An 18,791-nucleotide genomic window follows, 5' to 3' on the forward strand; every position below is an offset into this window, starting at 1 on the left:
AGCGCGGAATTCGCGAGCAGATGCCACCGGCCGAAGCGAGTTCGTGGCCGCTTTGCGCGACAATCAGAGATGCCGTTTTGGCGGTGTGCTGGTTGCGGTGGTTCCGTGGGTGTAGACTGCCGGCACTGTTGCATGTTCATACAGGGCAACGATGATGAGTACCCCCGCACTCGACCGGAAGCTGCTCGCGATCCTGGCGGCGGATATGGTAGGCTACTCGAAGGCGATGGAGGCCGATGAGGCCGGCACCATCAGGCGACTGAAGGCCATCCGCACCGACCTGATCAATCCCGCCATATCTGAGCGCCACGGCACCGTTATCAAGCTGATGGGCGACGGCACGCTTGTCGCCTTCGACAGCGTGGTCGATGCGGTTGCCTGCGCCGCGGAGTTCCAGAATAGCGTGGCAGCGCGCAACGCCGACCTGCCGGAGCCAGAGCGCATCATCTTCCGCGTCGGGATCAATCTGGGCGATGTGGCCTTGGTGGATGGCGACCTCTACGGGGATGGGGTGAATGTCGCCGCGCGGCTGGAGCATTTGGCCGAGCCGGGCGGCGTGATGGTGTCGGGGACGGCATACGATCATCTCCAGGGCAAACTCGACTGGCCGCTCGATTTCGCCGGCGAGCAGCAGGTCAAGAACATCAGCCGCCCCGTGCGGATGTATCGGCTGAGGCTCGACGGCAAACGGGCGCGTCGCCCGCTTCTCGGAATGATACCGCGCTGGGCCGGGACGGCTGCGGCGGTAATCATTGCGCTTGCTCTGGCGGGCGGCGCGGCCTGGTGGTTCCTGCAGCCCGAACCTTCGAGCGGCAAGCCGTCGGTGGCGGTGCTGCCCTTCGACAATTTTGGCGGCGACGAGGCGAGCGGGCGTCTGGCTGATGGCCTGATGGAGGACATCATCACCGACCTCGCGCGGTTTCCCGAATTCGAGGTGGTGGCGCGCAATTCGACGGAAGTTTTTAAAGGCAAGCCGGTGGATGCCCGCCAGGTAGCAACCGCACTCGATGTCGGCTTTGTGCTGGAAGGCTCGATCCAGCGGCAGAGTGGCCGGGTACGGATCACAGCACAGTTGATCGATGCAAAAACCGGCCACCATCTCTGGTCGGAGAATTGGGACCGGCCCGCCGAGGACGTGTTCGCCGTTCAGACCGAAATCGCAGAGCAGGTCGCCAACCGCCTCGGCGGCGGCGTGGGACTGATTCAAGAGGCCGGGCGGGCCGCAGCCAAACGCAAACGGCCTGAAAACCTGAATGCCTATGATTATTATCTGCTCGGGTCCGAGAAGATTGAAAAGCTCACCAAAGCCGATGAGGAGGAGGCCATCACGTTTCTCAACCGCGCCATCGAGCTGGACCCAGGGCTGGCACGGGCCTGGGTAGAACTTTACCATGCGCATGAAATATTGAGTTTGTTTGGCGTCGATCCCGAGAGCAACCGCAACGCGGCCGACGATGTGGCCGAACGCGCGGTGCGGCTTGATCCGAGCGACGCCGAAGCACATGCGGTGTTTGGCATGAGCCTTGCCAACAAAGGCGACATGGGCCGCGCCAAGTCTGAGCTGGACACGGCCCTTCGCCTGGCGCCGGGTTCGTCCGAAATCCTGACTTTCTATACCGGCTATGCAGCACGCTTCGGCGAACCCGAGCGCGGCGCTCAAATGGTCGACCAGGTAAAGCGGCTCGACCCGAACTATCCGATGTGGACGTCCAACTTCTTCTCACCCGCCTACTTCATGGCGGGTCGATATGAGGACGCCGTGAAGATGCTCGAGCGCATGACGCCTGACAGCTACCAAAAGTGGACCTGGGTAGTGCGCAGCAGCTCGCTTGCGGCACTCGGTCGAACCGACGAGGCGAATGCTTCGGCCAGAGAAGCCCTCAAGCAGCACCCGGACCTGACTGTGGAGGGAATGATCAATGAACCCGGCCTAAGCTCAATAGAACGCAGTCGGTTCATAGAGACGATGCCGTTAGCCGGCTTCCCGGCATGCGCTAAGCCCGAGGCGCTTGCGAAACTCGCCAAACCCGTGCGACTGCCGGAATGTGGGGCGGCGAAGGCGGACCCTCTCGCGCAGCCATAGAACAGCCCTGTGCAACACGCCTGCGAGGCGCAAGCCGTCTGCCCTCACTGCGGATAAAGGGTCGAGACGCGCCCGGCGAAATAGTAGGCGACGATGCCGATCCATTCCCGCAGGCCCGTCGTCAACAGGTCGGCATTGTCAATCGGATGGCCGGCCGACAGCGTCAGGCCCTGTTTTCCAGTCGTACGGTAATCGGCGACCCAGGGCGTGACGTCCATGCCGAGATTGCGGAAGATTGCCACCGCCCGCGGCATGTGGAAACCCGATGTCACGAGCAGGCAGTGGTTAAGGTTCAGCCGCTGCAGGATCACCCTTGTATTGATGGCGTTCTCATAGGTATCGCGCGACTCCGCGTCATATTCGACACGGGTCGGGTCGATATGGAAATCGTCGAACATCCTGCGGATGATATCCGCTTCCTTGACGTAGCCTCCGGTGAGACTGCCATCGCCGCCAGACATGATGATCCTGGCATTGGGATAGACGCCGGCCAGCCGCACCGTTTCGATATAGCGATCAGCCGCGTCATCCAGGTTGTAGCCACCGCGCACGCCATCGACCTTTGTCGCGATCCCGCCGCCGAGAAGGACAATGCAGGCGACATCGGCAGGTGCGGCCGGCCGCGGAAAACGATCCTCCAGCTCCTGTACGATCAGCGCACCCGATGTGGTGTAAAAGCTCACGAAGATGAGCGTGAGCGACAGGAGCCCGGCCGCGATAGCGAGCCGCCGGATACGGAAGATCATCAGGATGACGCTGAGCGCGATCAGCAGGAAGCCGATCGTGACGGGTTGGGACGTGAGCCAGAAAACCTTCGCGAAGAAAAACATGGGCGTGCCGGTATCCTACTGAAATGCAGCCACGAAAGCCTATGGTTGGATTCGAGGCAAGTCTGGTTTTTGGGAGACGTTCTGCCTTCTCCAGCCGATCAGGTCAATTGATGAGGCGAGTGGCGCGCAAGTCCCACTCCTCCTTTCCGCTTCGCCGCTCGCCGCACGAATTTACGGCCGCATTTACGGTAACGTACTTCCCCGGCATGCGCGTGGTGTGTTTAGGACGTGTGCAGCAGAGGAGCGCAGACATCGGGCCCGCCGGCGTTCGGCATCGTATATGCGCCGGAGCCCCGGACATGGCGAGTGCCATGATAGGTGGTATCGGGTTCGTCGCGCGGCTCCGCGACAGCATCGAGGATCGGAAACGGAGGGGTTTCTGTGAGACATCATCACGAAGACAGTCCGAAACATGCGAGGCGCACGCCCGCCGGACCGCCGCAAAGTTTCAAGCGACCTGCGGCCATGCTTGCCGCTACGGTATCGCTTTTCATCGCCTCGGCATCCCTTGGCAACCTCCAGGCCGCCGATCTCGTGATCGCCGTGCCGAACTGGCCGTCGGGACAGGCGACGGCCAATATCCTGAAGGTCGCGATCGGCAAGAACTTCGGCCTCGAGGCCGACCTGCTCGAGATGGGCGAGCTCAATGCCTTTGCCGGGCTGGAATCCGGCGAGCTCGATATCCACCCGGAGGTCTGGCGACCGAACCTCGATGCGGCAATCGAAAAATATGTCGATGAGAAGAAGGCGGTGGTTCTGGCCAAACGCGCCGTTGCCGCCTGGCAGGGCCTCTGCGCTACCGAGGACGCCGAAAAGGCTGGCATCAAGAGCGTCAAGGATCTCTCGGATCCTGAAAAGGGCGCCCTGCTCGATACCGATGGCGATGGCCGCGGCGAGCTCTGGATCGGAGCGGCAACCTGGACCTCGGCGAGCATCGAGCGGGTGCGCGCCTTGAGCTACGGTTACGCCAGCAACCTCACGCTGGTGGAGGCGGAAGAGGATGTCGGCATGGCCGCCGTCGATGCAGCCGTTGCCACCGGCCGGCCGATGGTCTTTGCCTGCTACGCGCCGCACAATGTCTTCGAACTGCACAAGGTGACGCGGCTGGAAGAGCCGGCTTACGACCCCGCACGATGGAAGATCGCGCCCGGCAGCGATCCGCTCTGGATCGAACATTCGAAGGCCGATGTCGCCTGGCCGCCATCCGAATTCCACATCGCCTGGTCGACGTCTTTCGGCGCCAAGCATGCCGATGTCGCCGCCTTTCTGGAGAAGGTCGATCTGACGCCTGAGGAAGTGACTGCCATGACCTACGCGCTGCAGGTGGAACGGACGCCGCCCGCCGATTACGCGGAAAAATGGGTGGCCGAGAATGCCGCCCGCATACAGGGATGGGCAAAACCATGAACCGGACATTGCAGAAAGCTGCGCTGACCGCGCTGGCGCTTAGCCTCGCCGCCTATGTCGCCCTTGCGGCCGGCACGCAGATCTACGATCCCAAGACGCGCCAGTGGGTCGACTACGACAAGAATACGGCACGCAAATATTTCGCCCGCAACAAGCAGGTTCCGGATGCCTTCCGCCGGCAGGTCGTGACCTTCCGCACGGCGGAGGAGCCGGGCACGATCATCATCGACGGCAACCAGCATTTTCTCTACCTCGTACAGCCGGGCGGCCAGGCGATCCGCTACGGCATCGGGGTCGGTCGCGAAGGCTTCGGCTGGGCCGGCATCGTCCGCGTGGGGCGCACCGCCGAATGGCCGACCTGGACGCCGCCCGCCGAGATGGTGGCCCGCGACCCGAATGCCCGCAAATGGGCAGCCGGCCAGCCGGGCGGCCCCGACAATCCGCTCGGCGCGCGCGCGCTCTATCTCTATGCTGGCGATGCCGACACGATCTACCGCATCCACGGCACGCCGGAATCCTGGTCGATCGGCCTCGACGTATCCTCGGGCTGCATTCGCATGAACAATGACGACATCATCGATCTGCACTCGCGGATAAAGGTCGGCGCCAAAGTCATCGTCCTGATGCAGGGCGCGGCCCTCTATAAAGGCGTCTGAAATGGGGGAATTAGTATGCGCATGTTCTTGAAGAGCCGGTCGCTCCCGGCCCTGTTCCTTTGCTCGCTATCGGCACTTGCCGCCTGCCAGTCGGCCCCGCCACCCGACCAGATGTCGCGCACGGCGGTCGAAACCGCCCCTGCCGACCTGCAGCTGCTCTGCGCCGATGCCGCCGCCAAACAGGCCGGCCTCGACAGGGCGAAAGTCCTGCCGACGAGTTCGCGCCCGGTCGAAGCCGGCGGCTTCACCGTCGATCTCGACGCCTCGGGCCGCAAGTTCGCCTGCGTCATCGACCGCACGGGCGTGGTGAGGAGCGTTCAGGCTGCGTAAGCGCGCCGGCCGCTCCCGGTGCCCGCCACTTTGTCCTGCCGAAAAGGGCCCCGGCTGCCAGCGGTCGCCTTTTGCCGGGAACGACTCTTTTTATGCCGATCTCGCGTTCCTGATTGCTGTAGAACGAGGCATTCTCGAAGAAACCGCCATGCCGTTGCACGGGCATATCCGTTCTCTTCTGAAGATTTTTGAAGATTATCGGGATTGTCGGCTAATCGTCAAAAGAGAACGGTATAGTAATAATATGCATCGGATCTGCAGCAACGCATTTCATTTTTTCGGTTACTATCTATCTGAGGAGGAAGGTAAATGCCGTTTGTGGAATCTCAGGTCAACACGTTCACGGTCAACTTTCAGTACAATGCAGCGACCACCCAGCTGCCGAACGGCGGATGGGTGATCACATGGGCCTCCATGCTGGAGGACGGCAGCGGTTCCGGAGTCTACCAGCAGGTCTACGACTCGACAGGCGCCCTCGTCGGACCCGAAACCCGCGTCAACACTACCGTCGAGGGCAATCAGGACATGCCGGCTGTGACGGTCCTTGCAGATGGCGGTTGGGTGGTGACCTGGGGAGACCAGGGGATTTCCACCCCCGGGGTCTATCAGCAGGCATTCAATGCGGACGGCACTCCGCGCGGCGGCGAGACCCAGGTCAACACTTTTGAAGGCGCCGGACAGGGGTCGCGGTCGGTCATGGGGCTAGCCGATGGAGGCTGGGTCGTCAGTTGGCTGTCTGTAGGCCAGGACGGTTCCGGATATGGGATCTACCAGCAGGCCTTCGCTGCCGACGGCTCCAAGGTCGCCGGAGAAACCCGGGTCAACACTTTCACCGATGGAAACCAGTGGCTGGGCTCAATGGCGCCAGTCGATGGCGGCGGCTGGGTCGCCACCTGGTCATCGCCCGGGCAGGACGGTTCCGAAACCGGCGTATTCCAGCAGATCTACAATGCCGACGGCACGCCGCACGGCGGGGAAACCCTCGTCAATACCTACACCAATTCCTATCAGGACAGCCCGACCGTGCTGGCACGCGACGGCGGTTGGGTCGTCATCTGGGAATCGAATGGCCAGGACGGTTCGAGCGGCGGGATCTATCAGCAGGCCTATAATGCCGACGGAACACGGCTCGGCACGGAGACACGCGTCAATACCACGACGGACGGCAACCAAGCCTATCATGGCTCCGCAGCATTGAGCGACGGCGGCTGGGTGGTGATTTGGCTTTCGGGCGACGACGGCCATATCATGCAGCAGGCCTACAACGCGAACGGGACGCCGCAAGGCGGCGAGGCCCAGGTCGATACCGACGGGACATATGCATCGAACCAGAAGGTGACGGCTCTGGCCGACGGCGGCTGGGTGGTGACCTGGACGGTGATGGGATTCACCGACACCTTCTATCACGTCTACCAGCAGGCGTTTAACGCCGACGGGACGAAAAACGGCGATGAGGCGCTCATCAACACGCTGACCCACAGCTATAAGGATATACCCCAGGTGGCGGCGCTCGATGACGGCGGCTGGGTCGTCAGCTGGGCGTCCGACAGTGATTATACCGATGTCCAGGGATATGACTCCGGCATCTTTCAGGTCCGCTTCGATACCGACGCCCATGCGGTGGAACTTCCGAGCAACCGCATCTACGGCACCTATCCCGACAAGAACCTCGTTGGCACGGCCGGCGACGACGCCATATATGCAAGCTCCGGCAACGATACGCTTACAGGCCTTGCGGGCAATGACCATCTGGACGGAGGATACGGCCGCGACCGGATGACGGGCGGCCTGGGCGACGATACCTACATCGTCGACACCTCGGCCGACAGGGTCGTGGAGCTGGCAGGACAGGGTACCGATACGATCCTCGCCCAGGTGAGCTATTCGCTGGGGGCCAATGTCGAGAACCTCGCCTTTGTCGCGGAGGGTAACCTGTATGCGAGCGGCAACGCGCTCGATAACGTCATCACGGGCAATAGCGGCAACAATACGCTCGGCGGCGCTGCCGGAAGCGATACGCTTTCCGGTCTCGATGGCAACGATTATCTCGATGGCGGCGCCGACAATGATACGCTGTACGGCGGCTCCGGCGATGACATACTCGCAGGCGGTACCGGCAACGACACGATGGATGGCGGGGATGGAAACGACAAATACAAGGTCGACAACGCCAGCGACGTCGTCCACGATACCGGTGACAGCATCTGGGATTGGAACGATATCATCTATTCCACGGCCGAAACCTATTCGCTCGCGGGAACCGGAGCTGAAACTCTGATCCTTCAGACGGGCGCCGTTACCGGGATCGGCGATAGCGGCAACAACCTGATAACAGGCAATACCGCCGCCAACACGCTCGTCAGCGGCGGCGGCAGTGATGGCCTGACCGGCGGCGGCGGCGCCGATACTTTCGTCCTCGCCGCACCGAGCCCGTCCAACTTCGCTTCCATCAACGATTTCGGCTCGGACGATTTCCTGTCGTTCCAGTCCAGCGATTTCCAGGGCATGACCACGGCCACCCTGGATTATCATGTCGGCAAAACCGCCATCGGCGCAGACGCCCAGTTCTACTTCAATACCTCGGACCGCACGCTCTATTGGGACGAGGATGGTACCGGAGGAGACGGCGCCGTTGGAGTCGCGATGCTCAACGGAGCCTATGTCCTGCAGTCCGGCGACTTCCTGTTTGCCTGACTTCCTGTTTGCCTGACTTCCTGTTTGCTTGACTTCCTGTTGCTTGACGGGGCGCCGACGTGGCATTCGTCGCCCCGCCGGCGCTGCTCTCCTATTTGAACTCGTCATAGAGCGAGAGCAGCGAGGCTTGCCCGGCAATCGTCGTCTTGATCGTTTCCGCCATTGCAGGCTTCTTGCTTTCCGCGTCGATGGCGTCCTGGAAATTCTGCAGCGCCTCCTTGGAGGCTTCCAGGGCCTGCGCGCGGATGCGCTCGGCCATGTCAGCGTCGAGATGGCCGACATTGAGCGGCAGCAGGATCTTCAGGCCCTCGATGATCTCATCCTTGTCGATCGCTCCCTTGCCGGTGGGATCGAAGGTCGACCAGCGTTCTTCGGCGGCATCGATATCGAAGATCCTGTTATCGGCATCAGCCAGCCGCTTTTGAGCGGCCATGTACTCATCCTTGCTCATCAGCCCGTCGCCATCGATATCGGCATCGTCGAGCGTCTGCTGGGCGGTGCGATCGTAAAGTTCGGCCAGCAGCTGATCATCCGTTTTTGCCGGAACCGTATTCACCAGCTCCCCGGTTGTCTTTTCGTATTTCCCCTCGCCAAAAACACTGACGGAGACTCTGGGCATATAGCTGAACAGGTTGCGAGTTGAATTATCGGAGCCGACGATCACGGTGTTTCATCCTTTTGTTTGGCGTGTGGATGCGCGCAAACTGGAAAGCAGAGCTTGCTTGAAACTGGCCAAAAACGGGTATTTGATCCCTATGTTACAACCGTAACGAAATTCCCGGAGAGGGCTATTCTCCTGCCTGCAGAACCGAGGGATAGGCAGCACTGCCCTCCCCGCCAAGCCGCTCCAGCATGATATCGATCAGCGCCCGCACCTTGGCCGGCACATGCGGCCCCGGCGGGCGCACGACGTAGATCGCGCCCTCATCCAGATAATAATCGACAAGCACCGGCACGAGCGTGCCCTTGCGGATCTCATCGGCGACGATGAAAGACGGCAGTTCCGCGACGCCGAGCCCGGCGAGCGTCCAGCTCAGATGCACCTCGGCATTATCGGTCAGAAGCCGCCCGTTCGGGCGGATCGACACCATGCGCTCGCCGACACGGAACTTCCATTCCGGAATATGGCGCCCGGAATAGATGATGCAGTCATGCGAAAGCAGGTCTTCGGGCCTCCCCGGGCGGCCATGGCGGGCGATATAATCCGGGCTGGCGACGATGAAGGGCCTGACCGGCGCGATGCGGCGCGCAATCAGCGAGGGGTCGCGCAGCTCGAAGAGCCGGATCGCCGCATCGTAATGCTCGCCGATGAGATCGACGGCGCGGTCGGAAAAGGACACGTCGAGCTCGAGGCGCGGATGGCGGCCGGCAAGCTCGGTCAGGATCGGCCCGAGATAGCGCTGGCCGAAGGCAAGCGGTGCGGCAAGCCTCAGACGCCCGGTGACATCGCCGCCGGCATAGGTGGCGACCGCATCCCGCGCTTCCTCGAGTTCGGCCAGAATCCGCCCGCAGCGCAGCTTGAATTCAAGCCCGGCCTCCGTTGCGCTGATGCCGCGCGTGCTGCGGTTGATCAGCTGCGCGCCGAGATCCGTTTCCATGCGTGCGATGCGCCGGCTGACGATCGATTTCGAGACGCCGAGCTGCTGGGCGGCGCGGTTGAAGCCGCCGCTTTCGACCACCGCCACGAAGCTTCTGATATCATCCAGGTCGATCATCTGCGTTCCACTGAGCGCAACACCCTGTTGACGGAAGCGGGCATTGTGCCGCCCTTGCCCCCGCTCTAAGCTGCCGCGACTCTATTCAGCCTGATGGCTACTATCATGACGGATGTGGTGTCGCCAATGGCGGCCGCGAGGTGGATGCGCGCTCAAAAACGGCGCGCGCCCACAACGGGAAACTATTGTCTCAAGCAAACTATTGCCCCCGCTGAAACATATGGGCCGAAACATATTGGCTGAACACATAGGAAGAGCGCATGGCCGACACGCCGATAGCGAGAAACATCGCTGCTCGATGGAATGACGCCAGACGCAGCGAGCGATCTGCCGAACAGGCGCCGATCGTCGTCATCAAAGGCGGTGTCGGAAGCGACCTGCCGGCAAGGCGCCCGCGCGGCGACGCACATCACGCGGCCTCCATCCATCACCTTCCGGTTCCGGTCCTGCAGCTCGACGCCACCGGCCTGCGGGCGCTCTTTGCAGGATTGAAAGCCAGGGGCAATGCCGAGCACCTGTTTGCGAAGGGCATGTGGCAAGGGGGTATTTCAAAGGCGGGTCTTTTTGTCGCCGATGCCAACGAGATGGCTGTTTCTCTTTTACAGGCCTCTTCATCAGATGATCTCGTGGGGCCGGCGAGCTACCTGTTTGCGGCTTCGCCCGAGACCATCAAAAGGCTGATGCGCGCCTGGTTTGACGGAACCAAGCTCTTCTCGGAGCCAATGAAGATGCGCAGTTTCAAGGGCGCCGTCCTCGATGTCAAACTGTCGGTTACCTTCCCCTCGGCCGAAAGTCTCGACACATTGCTCGTCGTGCTGGAGAATATCACCGGGCGGAGACAGCCACACGAACACGAGGTCGACCCGCTGCATACGGCGCGCCTTTCCATGCTCGGCAGGCTTGCGACCTCGATTGCCCATGAGGTGAACCAGCCGCTTGCCGCCATCGTCACCGACTGCGAAACCACCATGCGGCACCTCTCGCGCGACGAGCCGAATCTCACCAAACTCGGCGAGCTTGCTGCGCGCATGGCGGCGAGCGCCCATAGGGCAAGCGAAATCGTCAAGCGCGTCCGGGGCATGGCGAGCGGCCAGACGAACACACGCATGCCGCTCGATCTGAACGACATCGTCAAGGACGCGCTGTCCTTCGTCGGCCATGAGACCGATATGCACGCGATCCGCCTTTCGGTTGCGTGCAGGCCCGGCCTGCCTGCCTTCCTCGGAGACCGCATCCAGATGCAGCAGGTCGTCGTCAACCTGCTCGTCAATGCCATCGAAGCCGTCGTCAGCAGTGGCAAGCGGCCGCGACGCATCGAGATTGCCACCAGCGAGGCGGACGGGAGGGTCCAATTCTCCATCCGCGACAGCGGTGACGGCATCTCAGCTGCCGATCTCGGCCGCATCTTCGATTGCTTCTATACGACGAAGCAGGACGGCGTCGGCGTCGGCCTCTCCATCTGCCAGTCCATCGTCCTCAACCACGGCGGCGATATCAGCGCCGCCAATGCCGGCGATGGCGGTGCCCTCTTCCGCGTCTCGCTGCCGGCGGGCTGACATTGCGTGATCGGCGTTGTGCATATCGGGACTGACACCGCACAGAGCCTCCCGACAGCTTTCCTTTGCGGCAGCCGGCCGCTAATGCGTGTGAGCAAAAGCACAGGAAAGGCGCGCCCGATCATGACACGTTCCATCAAGTCCATCGCGGTATTCTGCGGATCGAACTTCGGCGCAACCGAAGATTTCGCCGATGGCGCCCGGGCGCTCGGTCGGGCCATGGCCCGTGAGGGCATCGGCCTCGTCTATGGCGGCACGACAAAGGGCCTGATGGGCGTCGTCGCCGATGCCGTGCTCGAAGCCGGCGGCACGGCGCATGGCGTCATCACCGAAAGCCTGCATCAGCGCGGCCATTCCCACCCGCGCCTGACGACAGACGAAATCACGCCGACCCTGCGCCTGCGCAAACAGCGTATGGCCGAACTCGCCGATGCCTTCATCGCGCTGCCGGGCGGCATCGGCACCATGGAGGAACTGATGGAGGTCTGGACGATGAACCAGCTCTCCGAAATCGACAAACCGGTCGGCCTGCTGAACTCCGCCGGATTTTTCGACGCGTTTCTGCAATTCATCGACCATATGGTGGAAACGAAATTCCTGCCGCCGGCCCATCGATATTCGATTTCGGTCAATGCGGATGCGGATGGATTGATCGAGGAGCTACGCGCGTTTCAGCGGGTTGAAGTGCCGAAGTGGCTGTAAGGCGCGCTCCCAACCGGACGTTCGCCGGGCAAACGAAAGCCGGCGTGCTCCGTTAAAAGCACGCCGGCCAATGACGACCAGTATCAGGCAGCTTCGGCATTCACCGTCGTCTCGGCGATCTCGGACAGCAACTCGTCGGTTGCCTCCTCCTCGTCGAGGGTTTCGGCAAGCAGGGCTGCGACCTCATCGAGGCCGAGACGTTCGGCCCAGGCGAGCATCGTGCCGTAGCGGCTGATCTCGTAGTGTTCGACGGCCTGGGCGCCGGCGAGCAGGCCGGCATCGAGTGCAGCCGTTCCCTCGAATTCCGACATCACTTCCTTGCCTTCCTCGATGATGCCGAGAATTGCCTTGCAGGGCTTCTGCTCGGCGGGCTTGTCGATGATGTCGAAGATCTGTTCCAGACGCTCCACATGGGTGGCGGTCTGGGTGGCATGGGTTTGGAAGGCCTCTCTCAGCTCGGTCGCCTGGGCCGCTTCCGCCAGTCTCGGCAGGGCTGTCAGGATCTGCTTTTCTGCGAAGTAGATATCCTTGAGCGTTTCATAGAGAAGATCGTTGAGATTCTTTGGCATGGTCTTGTCCCTTCAGGGGTTGGATCAGGTATTTCTGCCAAGCGTGTATTCTTCGACGACGACGGCAGGCTTGGTGCCGGCAACACCGCCGAACCAGGCTGCAACGACGCCGAGCACGAGCGCGAGGAAGCCGAGGAGTGCACCTCTGGAAACGGCCGTGGTCGTGGCCTGCGCTGCAACGAGCGCCTGCTGGCGGGCAGCCTCGACCGTAGCCTTGTAGTTGGCTTCATATTGATCGACCTTGGTGCGCGCCTGATCGACGGGGATGTTCTGGGCCTTGGCCAGAGCATCGGCAGCATGGGCCTTGGCATCATCGACGCCGGCCTGGTTGCCTGTTGCCACGGCCCGCATGGCGGAGACTGCGGCAGTCTGCAGGGCCTGCGGCTCGTTGCCACCGCTCGCATCGCGGATCTGGCGTTCGATATCGCCCATCGGATCGGTGGCCGAGGCAATTGCCGGTACGGCAGCGGTCACAACAGTCGCCGCACTGGTGCCGACGCCGCTGACGACGCCCGAAAGGCCGCTGAATGCGCCGCCGACGAGAGCACCGACGGAGGTTGTCAGAAGATAGAGAATGACGAGCGTCGTCACCGCCCAGGAGGTGATGCCGTGAAAACCGCCCGTGGATTGGCTGGGACGGCCCGAGAGGCGGCTCGCGACATAGGCGCCGATGAAGGCGGCGATAATGCCGGCAACGACGAACCAGAGGCCGCCGATGATGGAAAAGGTGCTGGCGGCCGGATTGTCCGATCTGACGGGATCAAGCACGGCAGCGCCGATACCGACACCAAGCAGGTTCAGAAGAAACTGGGCGGCAAGCGCGAGAACGACGCCGGCAAACACCGCTCCCCACGAGATCTTGTTGAGGGCGCCGGTAAGCGAGGGATCGAAGACCCTGGTATCGGCGGTCACGGCATCGCCGCGCGGCCGGGAGATCGATGGCTGGGCCATCGTTGGCTGGGAGGTGGGCATAGGCATATTCCTTTGGTTCACGCCTGCATCGATGCAGCGTGCTGACTACAGATTCCGCTCGGGTGTTTGCGTGGTGGCCTGCCGGCATTCGCGCCCCATCCTGGGATGGGCGGTGGAGAGCACGGAAAGCCCCGAGATGTTTCAGAGAGAGGGTCTCTCACGACCTGCCGAGGATCTGATGGGTCGGTGGGTGAATCCCTAACAGACGCGGAGCCCAATAGTTCCGCGCCGGGCGCGTCTTATTGATCGGATGCAGAAATGAAGGTTGCCGCAATCCCCGCAACCGGCGTGGCGTGGGCACAAAAAAAGCCCGCTTGCTGCGGGCCCTTCCCTGATCGTTTCCGATCTACTTGCTGCTTTTATGGCTCTGCTCGCCAGCCTTGACGTGCTGCTCGTGAGTGCCGCCGCGTGTGCTCGAGCTGCCCTTCGTGTCCGCAGCCTTCTTGGTGGACTTGACGTCGCTGCTCTTGCTCGACTGGCCGGATTTGCCGCTGTCGTTGGAGGCGTTTTGGTTCGGCATGATATTCTCCTTAAGGGTTGAAGCCGGGATCGGCCTCGCACCTCAACCCTCGGGACGCAGCTCTGTTCCAAAATCAATTAAGGCAATCAGCGACCGGGATCGGCATTCGTGACGCATTTGGGCTTGAGCCGGAAAGCGAGTGACTGGAAAGCTGCTGTCCATTGCGTGGGCAGCAGACCGGGATGCTCCGCGGCCCCACTGCCGGCATGCTCTACTTTCCCCCAAGCTCCTGGCTGACCAGCGACAGCCAATAGCGCACCCCATGCGCAATCGCCTTGTCATTGAAATCATAGGCCGGGTGGTGCAGACCCGCACTATCCCCATTGCCGATCAGGATCATCGCGCCGGGCCGCTTTTCCAGCATGTAAGAGAAATCCTCCGCCCCCATCGACTGCTCGTAAGCCGCATCCACCTGGCTCTCGCCGGCCACCTTTGCAGCCGCAGAAACGATCGCTGAGGTCTTGCCGGGATCGTTGACAGTCACCGGATAACCCGGCCGCCAGTCGATCTCGGCTTCCGTCTCAAACAGTTTCGCCGTCCCATGCACGATCTCGCGGAACCGCTGTTCGACGGCTTTCCTCGTATCTGCCTGCATGGTTCGGATCGTGCCGCCGAGGCGCACGGAGGCCGGGATGACGTTCAGCGCCTTGTCGTTGCCAGCCTCCGAGAAGGTGATGGAGACGACGACGGGATCGAAGGGATCGGTAAAGCGCGAGGTGATCGATTGCAGCGCGGTGACCATATGGGCGCTGACGAGAACCGGATCGTGCGTCATGTTCGGCGCAGCCGCATGCCCGCCCTTGCCGTTGATGGTGATGACGAAACGGTCGGCACCCGCCATGAACGGGCCGGCGCGTGTGGCAAAGGAACCGATCTCAAGGCCCGGCTCATTGTGCATGCCATAGACCTCGTCAATGCCGAAACTTTCGAGCAACCCCTCCTCGATCATCACCCGCGCTCCGCCGCCGCCCTCCTCCGCCGGCTGGAAGATCAGCACGACCTTGCCGGAGAAATCCCGGCTTTCGACAAGGCACTTGGCGGTGGCAAGCAGCATGGCCGTATGCCCATCATGGCCGCAGGCATGCATGCGGTTTGCATTTCTGGAGGCATAGGGAAGATTGGTCTGCTCCGACATCGGCAGCGCATCCATGTCGCAGCGCAGCGCTATCGTCTTGCCGGGACCCTTGGCGCCCTCGATAACGGCAACGACGCCGGTCTTGGCAAGCCCGGTCGTGACGTCATCGCAGCCGAAATCGGCGAGCTTACCCGCCACGAAGGCCGCCGTCTCCGGTAGATCGAAGAGCAACTCGGGATTCTGATGGATATGACGGCGCCAGCCCTTGGCCTCTTCGGCAACGGCTTCGATAGTGCTCATGATGGTATCCTCGTGATGTGGCTGGCCGGACGAATGCGCCTGACGCCGAAGGTGGGGTGGCGCGAGACTAGCCGCTGCGGCGGCGATTTGCCAACCGGGGAATGGAATAGCGATGAGAGAACAGACCTATCCTCGATCGACACCCCTCGAATGCAGAGGTTGCTTTGGGCACCAACGCCCTCCTCCCCACTCCCTCATCCCTGTGTCCTCGTGCTGGCACGAGGACACAGGGATGAGGGAGGTATATGGATGCCTCACCCAACAGCATCCATCCCGCCGCTTATCCAGCAGCTCCACCGCAACCACGCAAGCCTCCCAGCACGGAAACTCGATTAACAGTTCGGCCCCTGTTTACCCGAACATGCCGGGCGAATAGGTGCCGTCGCTTTCCGTCTCCTGAGCGCGCTGCTGCAGCCAGAAGAGAAACTGGTGGATCGAGTTGGTGGTCTGGTCGCCGTTTCCGGCGTGGAACGAATATTTGTCAGCCTCGCCGCTCTGAATGAGATAGGTGATATATTCGATCCGCGGCTTGATGGCGTCATCGGGCAATGTCGCGACATTGGTTTCATACATGTCATTGCTCTCGGTCTGCGGATTGTAGAGCTCCGGATTGGCAGCCCTCTCAGCATCACGTTCCGCCTGCAGCTGGCGCGCCAGCTCTTCGTTGGCAGCAAGCTGGCCCTTGACCTCCGGCGACATGGGCTTGATGGCACCGGGCGGCAGTGTCAACCGCACGGCATTGGAGAGATCGTACTTAGGAATGCCGTAGATCGCCGGCGCCAACGAACCGACAAGATATTCCCTTTGCGCCTGCGACATGTTCGGGTCACGGATCATTGCTTCAAACGCCTCCTTCGACATCGGTGGCTCGCCGGGCGGCAAGACGACGGGGCCTTGCGGCAGATGCGGCATGCCGCCTCCGCTTGCCGGCTGGGCGGTGACCTGCCGCGTGCTGCCATCCGCAAAGGCGATCGTCAGCGATGACGACGCTCCGGCGTAAAGCTCGACAGTGATGACATCGTCGGGATTGCCATTGATGCTGATGGTCGCCGTGCGGCCATTGACGGTGACCTGCACCGCATCGGCGGAAATGCCTTCGCCGAGCTCCAGCGTGGCGGAGCCGGAGACCATGATCTGGTCGCGCCCGTCGCCCGCGGCATATTTGAGGATCGAGCCGCCGCCGGTCTGGATCCGGTCGGCGCCCTTGCCGCCGGTGATGACCGACCGTTCGTAGGTCTCGATGACATCGTTGCCGGCCCCGCCATCAACAGTGGAGTCGCGATAGACAGAGATGTAGTCATTGCCGTCTCCGCCATCGACGGTAGAATAATCGTAGCCGCTCACCCAGTCGTTGCCCGCCCCGGCATTCACCTTCGAATGATCGTAGACGGATACGTGGTCGTTGCCGGCGCCGCCTCTGACATCGGAGTTGCCGTAGCCACTGATGCTATCGTCACCGGCACCGCCATCCACCGTGGAATTGGCATAGGTCCAGATCTCCTCATTGCCGTCACCGCCGTCGATGATGGAATAATCGTAGGTATCGATGACGTCGTCGCCCCGCCCGCCACTGACGGTCGCATGATCATAGGCGCTGATGTAATCGCTGCCGTCGCCGCCATCAACCGTCGCGTTGGAATAGGCCGACACCTCGTCATTGCCCGCCCCGGCACCGGACTTTGCAGCCCGCCACTCCTCAACCGTCGTCTTTGAAGACCGGTATGTCGAGGATTGGTAGATTGCTGACATAATCGAATTGGTAACCGTCATGCGTGCTCCCCTTGCCGACGCAAATGCAGGTGTTGAGGGATGCGCCCCCGCATCCCTCACCAAAGTTGAGCACTCATATGCATGTATAAACTTGCGCGGGCATTGCGCTCGGTCGCATCAGCGGAATTCCACAACCTTCGGCTTTGGAATCCGCGGGAAGGATGACGATGAGCAATTCTCCGCGCGCCCATGCCATCAGCACGAAGCGCTCCGTGAATTCCTTTGCAAGGGGAGTTTCGCGCGAGACATTCGCGGAAAATATTTCACATTCCGGTTTGGGGCTGGCGCCCCTCACCCATCACGCATTCGCCTTTCGATATGCAGCAACCGTCATCCACACAGCCGAGAGCAGGAAATAGAAGGCACCGAACCCGGCATAGGGCGCAATGTCGAGGATGCTCGGCGGCGTGGAGCCGAAGGACTGGCTGATCATGAAACCGCCGGCGAGCGTGGATTGCGCACCGCTGAGGATCATCGCCCATTGCGCGCCGTAGATGCGCCAGCGCCGCACGCCGGCCGAAAGCTGCAACAGGCCGGAAAGGATCGCCCAGACGCCGAAGACCGCGAGGACGGCATAGGTGCTGTTCAGGACGGCTATGATGACGGCAAGCGTGGTGATCGTGCTGACGGCGACGTTGAACGTCTGGGCGGGGTTCGCCTTCAGGCCACCGTTCGAGCGGGCGTCCACCAGGTTCGCCACCGCATCCCAGGCCGGATAGATGACGAGCAGCACGGAGGCGAGCGCCGATTGGCTTCCCGACAGAGTGGCCGAGAGGATGGCGGCGATGATCCAGCCGATCGAGAACAGCGCGCGGATGAAGTAGTAGGATCGCAACCAGCTCGATTGCGGAGAAGATTGGTTTTGCATGACAGGTTCCTTGTTTTGTCTTCCTACTAGTAGGTAGCTATAGTTAGAGAGTCAACCGTCAAACGCCGCTGCCCTCTGCCGGCTGGAACACATGCGCGTGAGCGAGCCCGCTGTGCCAAACTTGACAGCCTTCCTACCCGCAGATAGGCAAGCTGCATGGAACAGACGACCTCGGAAAAGATCCTTGATGTAGCGCAGTCCCTCGTCGTGGCGGGAGGCTATAACGGCTTCAGCTATGCCGATATTTCCGATGCGGTCGGCATCCGCAAGGCGAGCATCCACCACCATTTCCCCACCAAGGCCGAGCTGGTGCAGGTCCTGGTCGACCGCTATACGCAGCGCGCCGAATCCGGCCTGAAGTCGCTACGCGAGCACGTCCCCGGCCCTGTCGAACAGCTGCAGGCCTATCTGGACTACTGGCAGAAATGCATCCTCGACGCGTCGGAGCCGTTCTGCGTCTGCGCCATGCTCGCGGCCGAAATACAGATGCTGCCGGAGCCGGTGGCAGCCCATGTGCGCCGGCATTTCGAGAACCTGGCGGCCTGGCTGACATCGGTGCTGAAGGCCGGCGTAGAGAAGAAGCTCTTCCGGCTCGCCAGATCGCCCGAAGAGGAAGCGCAGATCCTGATGGCGTCGGTTCACGGCGCCATGCTGTCGGCCCGAGCGCTTGGCGAGCCCAGCCTCTTTGCCGCGATTGTCGGCCCGCAGATCGCCAGACTTAAAGCGTAGAAGCGGCCGCCGCGT

At 61.9% G+C, this 18,791-nt stretch carries 17 protein-coding genes; 8 read left to right on the forward strand and 9 right to left on the reverse strand.

What is annotated here, in order from left to right; translation table 11 throughout:
* Window positions 1–154 precede the first annotated feature (154 nt).
* A complete protein-coding gene (locus J2X71_RS31015; RefSeq protein ID WP_310388639.1) occupies window positions 155–2,083 on the forward strand; it encodes an adenylate/guanylate cyclase domain-containing protein in 1,929 nt (642 codons plus the stop codon).
* A gap of 44 nt (window positions 2,084–2,127) precedes the next feature.
* Here the strand turns inward: J2X71_RS31015 and J2X71_RS31020 are convergent, their stop codons facing one another.
* A complete protein-coding gene (locus J2X71_RS31020) occupies window positions 2,128–2,913 on the reverse strand; it encodes a YdcF family protein (RefSeq protein WP_310388364.1) in 786 nt (261 codons plus the stop codon).
* Window positions 2,914–3,378: 465 nt separating this feature from the next.
* Here J2X71_RS31020 and J2X71_RS31025 point away from each other — a divergent pair, with 465 nt between their 5' ends.
* From J2X71_RS31025 to J2X71_RS31040, 4 genes are all read left to right on the forward strand, one after another.
* Window positions 3,379–4,320, forward strand: a complete 942-nt coding sequence (locus tag J2X71_RS31025; protein WP_310388641.1) for a glycine betaine ABC transporter substrate-binding protein — start codon at window positions 3,379–3,381, stop codon at window positions 4,318–4,320.
* A complete protein-coding gene (locus tag J2X71_RS31030) occupies window positions 4,317–4,976 on the forward strand; it encodes a L,D-transpeptidase (protein WP_310388365.1) in 660 nt (219 codons plus the stop codon). The genes J2X71_RS31025 and J2X71_RS31030 overlap by 4 nt, the downstream gene beginning before the upstream one ends.
* 15 nt (window positions 4,977–4,991) lie before the next feature.
* A complete protein-coding gene (locus J2X71_RS31035) occupies window positions 4,992–5,306 on the forward strand; it encodes a hypothetical protein (RefSeq protein ID WP_310388367.1) in 315 nt (104 codons plus the stop codon).
* 309 nt (window positions 5,307–5,615) lie between these two features.
* The gene (locus J2X71_RS31040) at window positions 5,616–8,000 is read left to right on the forward strand and encodes a calcium-binding protein (RefSeq protein WP_310388370.1); all 2,385 of its coding nucleotides are present in this window, start codon (window positions 5,616–5,618) and stop codon (window positions 7,998–8,000) included.
* A 91-nt stretch (window positions 8,001–8,091) separates the two neighbouring features.
* On the opposite strand, the gene J2X71_RS31045 is transcribed toward J2X71_RS31040, so the two are convergent.
* Both J2X71_RS31045 and J2X71_RS31050 read right to left on the reverse strand, forming a co-directional pair.
* Window positions 8,092–8,664 (reverse strand): EF-hand domain-containing protein, encoded by a 573-nt coding sequence (locus J2X71_RS31045; protein ID WP_310388372.1) that lies wholly within the window; start codon window positions 8,662–8,664, stop codon window positions 8,092–8,094.
* A gap of 124 nt (window positions 8,665–8,788) precedes the next feature.
* Complete coding sequence (locus J2X71_RS31050) at window positions 8,789–9,715, reverse strand: LysR family transcriptional regulator (RefSeq protein WP_310388374.1); 927 nt, start codon at window positions 9,713–9,715, stop codon at window positions 8,789–8,791.
* A 260-nt stretch (window positions 9,716–9,975) separates the two neighbouring features.
* Between J2X71_RS31050 and J2X71_RS31055 the strand changes: the two genes are divergently transcribed.
* Window positions 9,976–11,271 (forward strand): ATP-binding protein, encoded by a 1,296-nt coding sequence (locus tag J2X71_RS31055; protein WP_310388377.1) that lies wholly within the window; start codon window positions 9,976–9,978, stop codon window positions 11,269–11,271.
* A gap of 123 nt (window positions 11,272–11,394) precedes the next feature.
* Window positions 11,395–11,973, forward strand: a complete 579-nt coding sequence (locus J2X71_RS31060) for a TIGR00730 family Rossman fold protein (RefSeq protein ID WP_310388379.1) — start codon at window positions 11,395–11,397, stop codon at window positions 11,971–11,973.
* 83 nt (window positions 11,974–12,056) lie between these two features.
* On the opposite strand, the gene J2X71_RS31065 is transcribed toward J2X71_RS31060, so the two are convergent.
* The 6 genes from J2X71_RS31065 to J2X71_RS31090 form a co-directional block, all read right to left on the reverse strand.
* The gene (locus J2X71_RS31065; protein WP_113184288.1) at window positions 12,057–12,542 is read right to left on the reverse strand and encodes a ferritin-like domain-containing protein; all 486 of its coding nucleotides are present in this window, start codon (window positions 12,540–12,542) and stop codon (window positions 12,057–12,059) included.
* A gap of 24 nt (window positions 12,543–12,566) precedes the next feature.
* On the reverse strand, window positions 12,567–13,493 hold the full coding sequence (locus tag J2X71_RS31070) for a PhnA-like protein (protein WP_310388642.1): 927 nt from the start codon (window positions 13,491–13,493) through the stop codon (window positions 12,567–12,569).
* Window positions 13,494–13,860: 367 nt separating this feature from the next.
* Window positions 13,861–14,034, reverse strand: coding sequence for a hypothetical protein (locus tag J2X71_RS31075; protein WP_310388382.1), 174 nt, complete (start codon window positions 14,032–14,034; stop codon window positions 13,861–13,863).
* Window positions 14,035–14,245: 211 nt separating this feature from the next.
* Window positions 14,246–15,409: a M20 aminoacylase family protein gene (locus tag J2X71_RS31080; protein ID WP_310388384.1), complete on the reverse strand. Its 1,164-nt coding sequence runs from the start codon at window positions 15,407–15,409 to the stop codon at window positions 14,246–14,248.
* A gap of 351 nt (window positions 15,410–15,760) precedes the next feature.
* Window positions 15,761–17,179 carry a calcium-binding protein gene (locus tag J2X71_RS31085; RefSeq protein WP_310388386.1) on the reverse strand — a complete coding sequence of 473 codons (1,419 nt, stop codon included), beginning with the start codon at window positions 17,177–17,179 and terminating at the stop codon, window positions 15,761–15,763.
* A gap of 298 nt (window positions 17,180–17,477) precedes the next feature.
* Window positions 17,478–18,047, reverse strand: a complete 570-nt coding sequence (locus tag J2X71_RS31090) for a DUF308 domain-containing protein (RefSeq protein WP_310388388.1) — start codon at window positions 18,045–18,047, stop codon at window positions 17,478–17,480.
* A gap of 156 nt (window positions 18,048–18,203) precedes the next feature.
* On the opposite strand from J2X71_RS31090, the gene J2X71_RS31095 reads away from it, so the two are divergent.
* Window positions 18,204–18,776: a TetR/AcrR family transcriptional regulator gene (locus J2X71_RS31095; RefSeq protein WP_310388390.1), complete on the forward strand. Its 573-nt coding sequence runs from the start codon at window positions 18,204–18,206 to the stop codon at window positions 18,774–18,776.
* Window positions 18,777–18,791 lie beyond the last annotated feature (15 nt).

The organism is Rhizobium sp. 1399, assembly GCF_031455475.1.
Classification (GTDB): domain Bacteria; phylum Pseudomonadota; class Alphaproteobacteria; order Rhizobiales; family Rhizobiaceae; genus Rhizobium.

Coding starts and splice junctions, on each gene's coding strand:
- J2X71_RS31015 (WP_310388639.1), top strand. CDS start 155: ATGAGTACCCCCGCACTCGACCGGAAGCTGCTCGCGATCCTGGCGGCG.
- J2X71_RS31020 (WP_310388364.1), bottom strand. CDS start 2,913: ATGTTTTTCTTCGCGAAGGTTTTCTGGCTCACGTCCCAACCCGTCACG.
- J2X71_RS31025 (WP_310388641.1), top strand. CDS start 3,379: ATGCTTGCCGCTACGGTATCGCTTTTCATCGCCTCGGCATCCCTTGGC.
- J2X71_RS31030 (WP_310388365.1), top strand. CDS start 4,317: ATGAACCGGACATTGCAGAAAGCTGCGCTGACCGCGCTGGCGCTTAGC.
- J2X71_RS31035 (WP_310388367.1), top strand. CDS start 4,992: ATGCGCATGTTCTTGAAGAGCCGGTCGCTCCCGGCCCTGTTCCTTTGC.
- J2X71_RS31040 (WP_310388370.1), top strand. CDS start 5,616: ATGCCGTTTGTGGAATCTCAGGTCAACACGTTCACGGTCAACTTTCAG.
- J2X71_RS31050 (WP_310388374.1), bottom strand. CDS start 9,715: ATGATCGACCTGGATGATATCAGAAGCTTCGTGGCGGTGGTCGAAAGC.
- J2X71_RS31055 (WP_310388377.1), top strand. CDS start 9,976: ATGGCCGACACGCCGATAGCGAGAAACATCGCTGCTCGATGGAATGAC.
- J2X71_RS31060 (WP_310388379.1), top strand. CDS start 11,395: ATGACACGTTCCATCAAGTCCATCGCGGTATTCTGCGGATCGAACTTC.
- J2X71_RS31065 (WP_113184288.1), bottom strand. CDS start 12,542: ATGCCAAAGAATCTCAACGATCTTCTCTATGAAACGCTCAAGGATATC.
- J2X71_RS31070 (WP_310388642.1), bottom strand. CDS start 13,493: ATGGCCCAGCCATCGATCTCCCGGCCGCGCGGCGATGCCGTGACCGCC.
- J2X71_RS31075 (WP_310388382.1), bottom strand. CDS start 14,034: ATGCCGAACCAAAACGCCTCCAACGACAGCGGCAAATCCGGCCAGTCG.
- J2X71_RS31080 (WP_310388384.1), bottom strand. CDS start 15,409: ATGAGCACTATCGAAGCCGTTGCCGAAGAGGCCAAGGGCTGGCGCCGT.
- J2X71_RS31085 (WP_310388386.1), bottom strand. CDS start 17,179: ATGACGGTTACCAATTCGATTATGTCAGCAATCTACCAATCCTCGACA.
- J2X71_RS31090 (WP_310388388.1), bottom strand. CDS start 18,047: ATGCAAAACCAATCTTCTCCGCAATCGAGCTGGTTGCGATCCTACTAC.
- J2X71_RS31095 (WP_310388390.1), top strand. CDS start 18,204: ATGGAACAGACGACCTCGGAAAAGATCCTTGATGTAGCGCAGTCCCTC.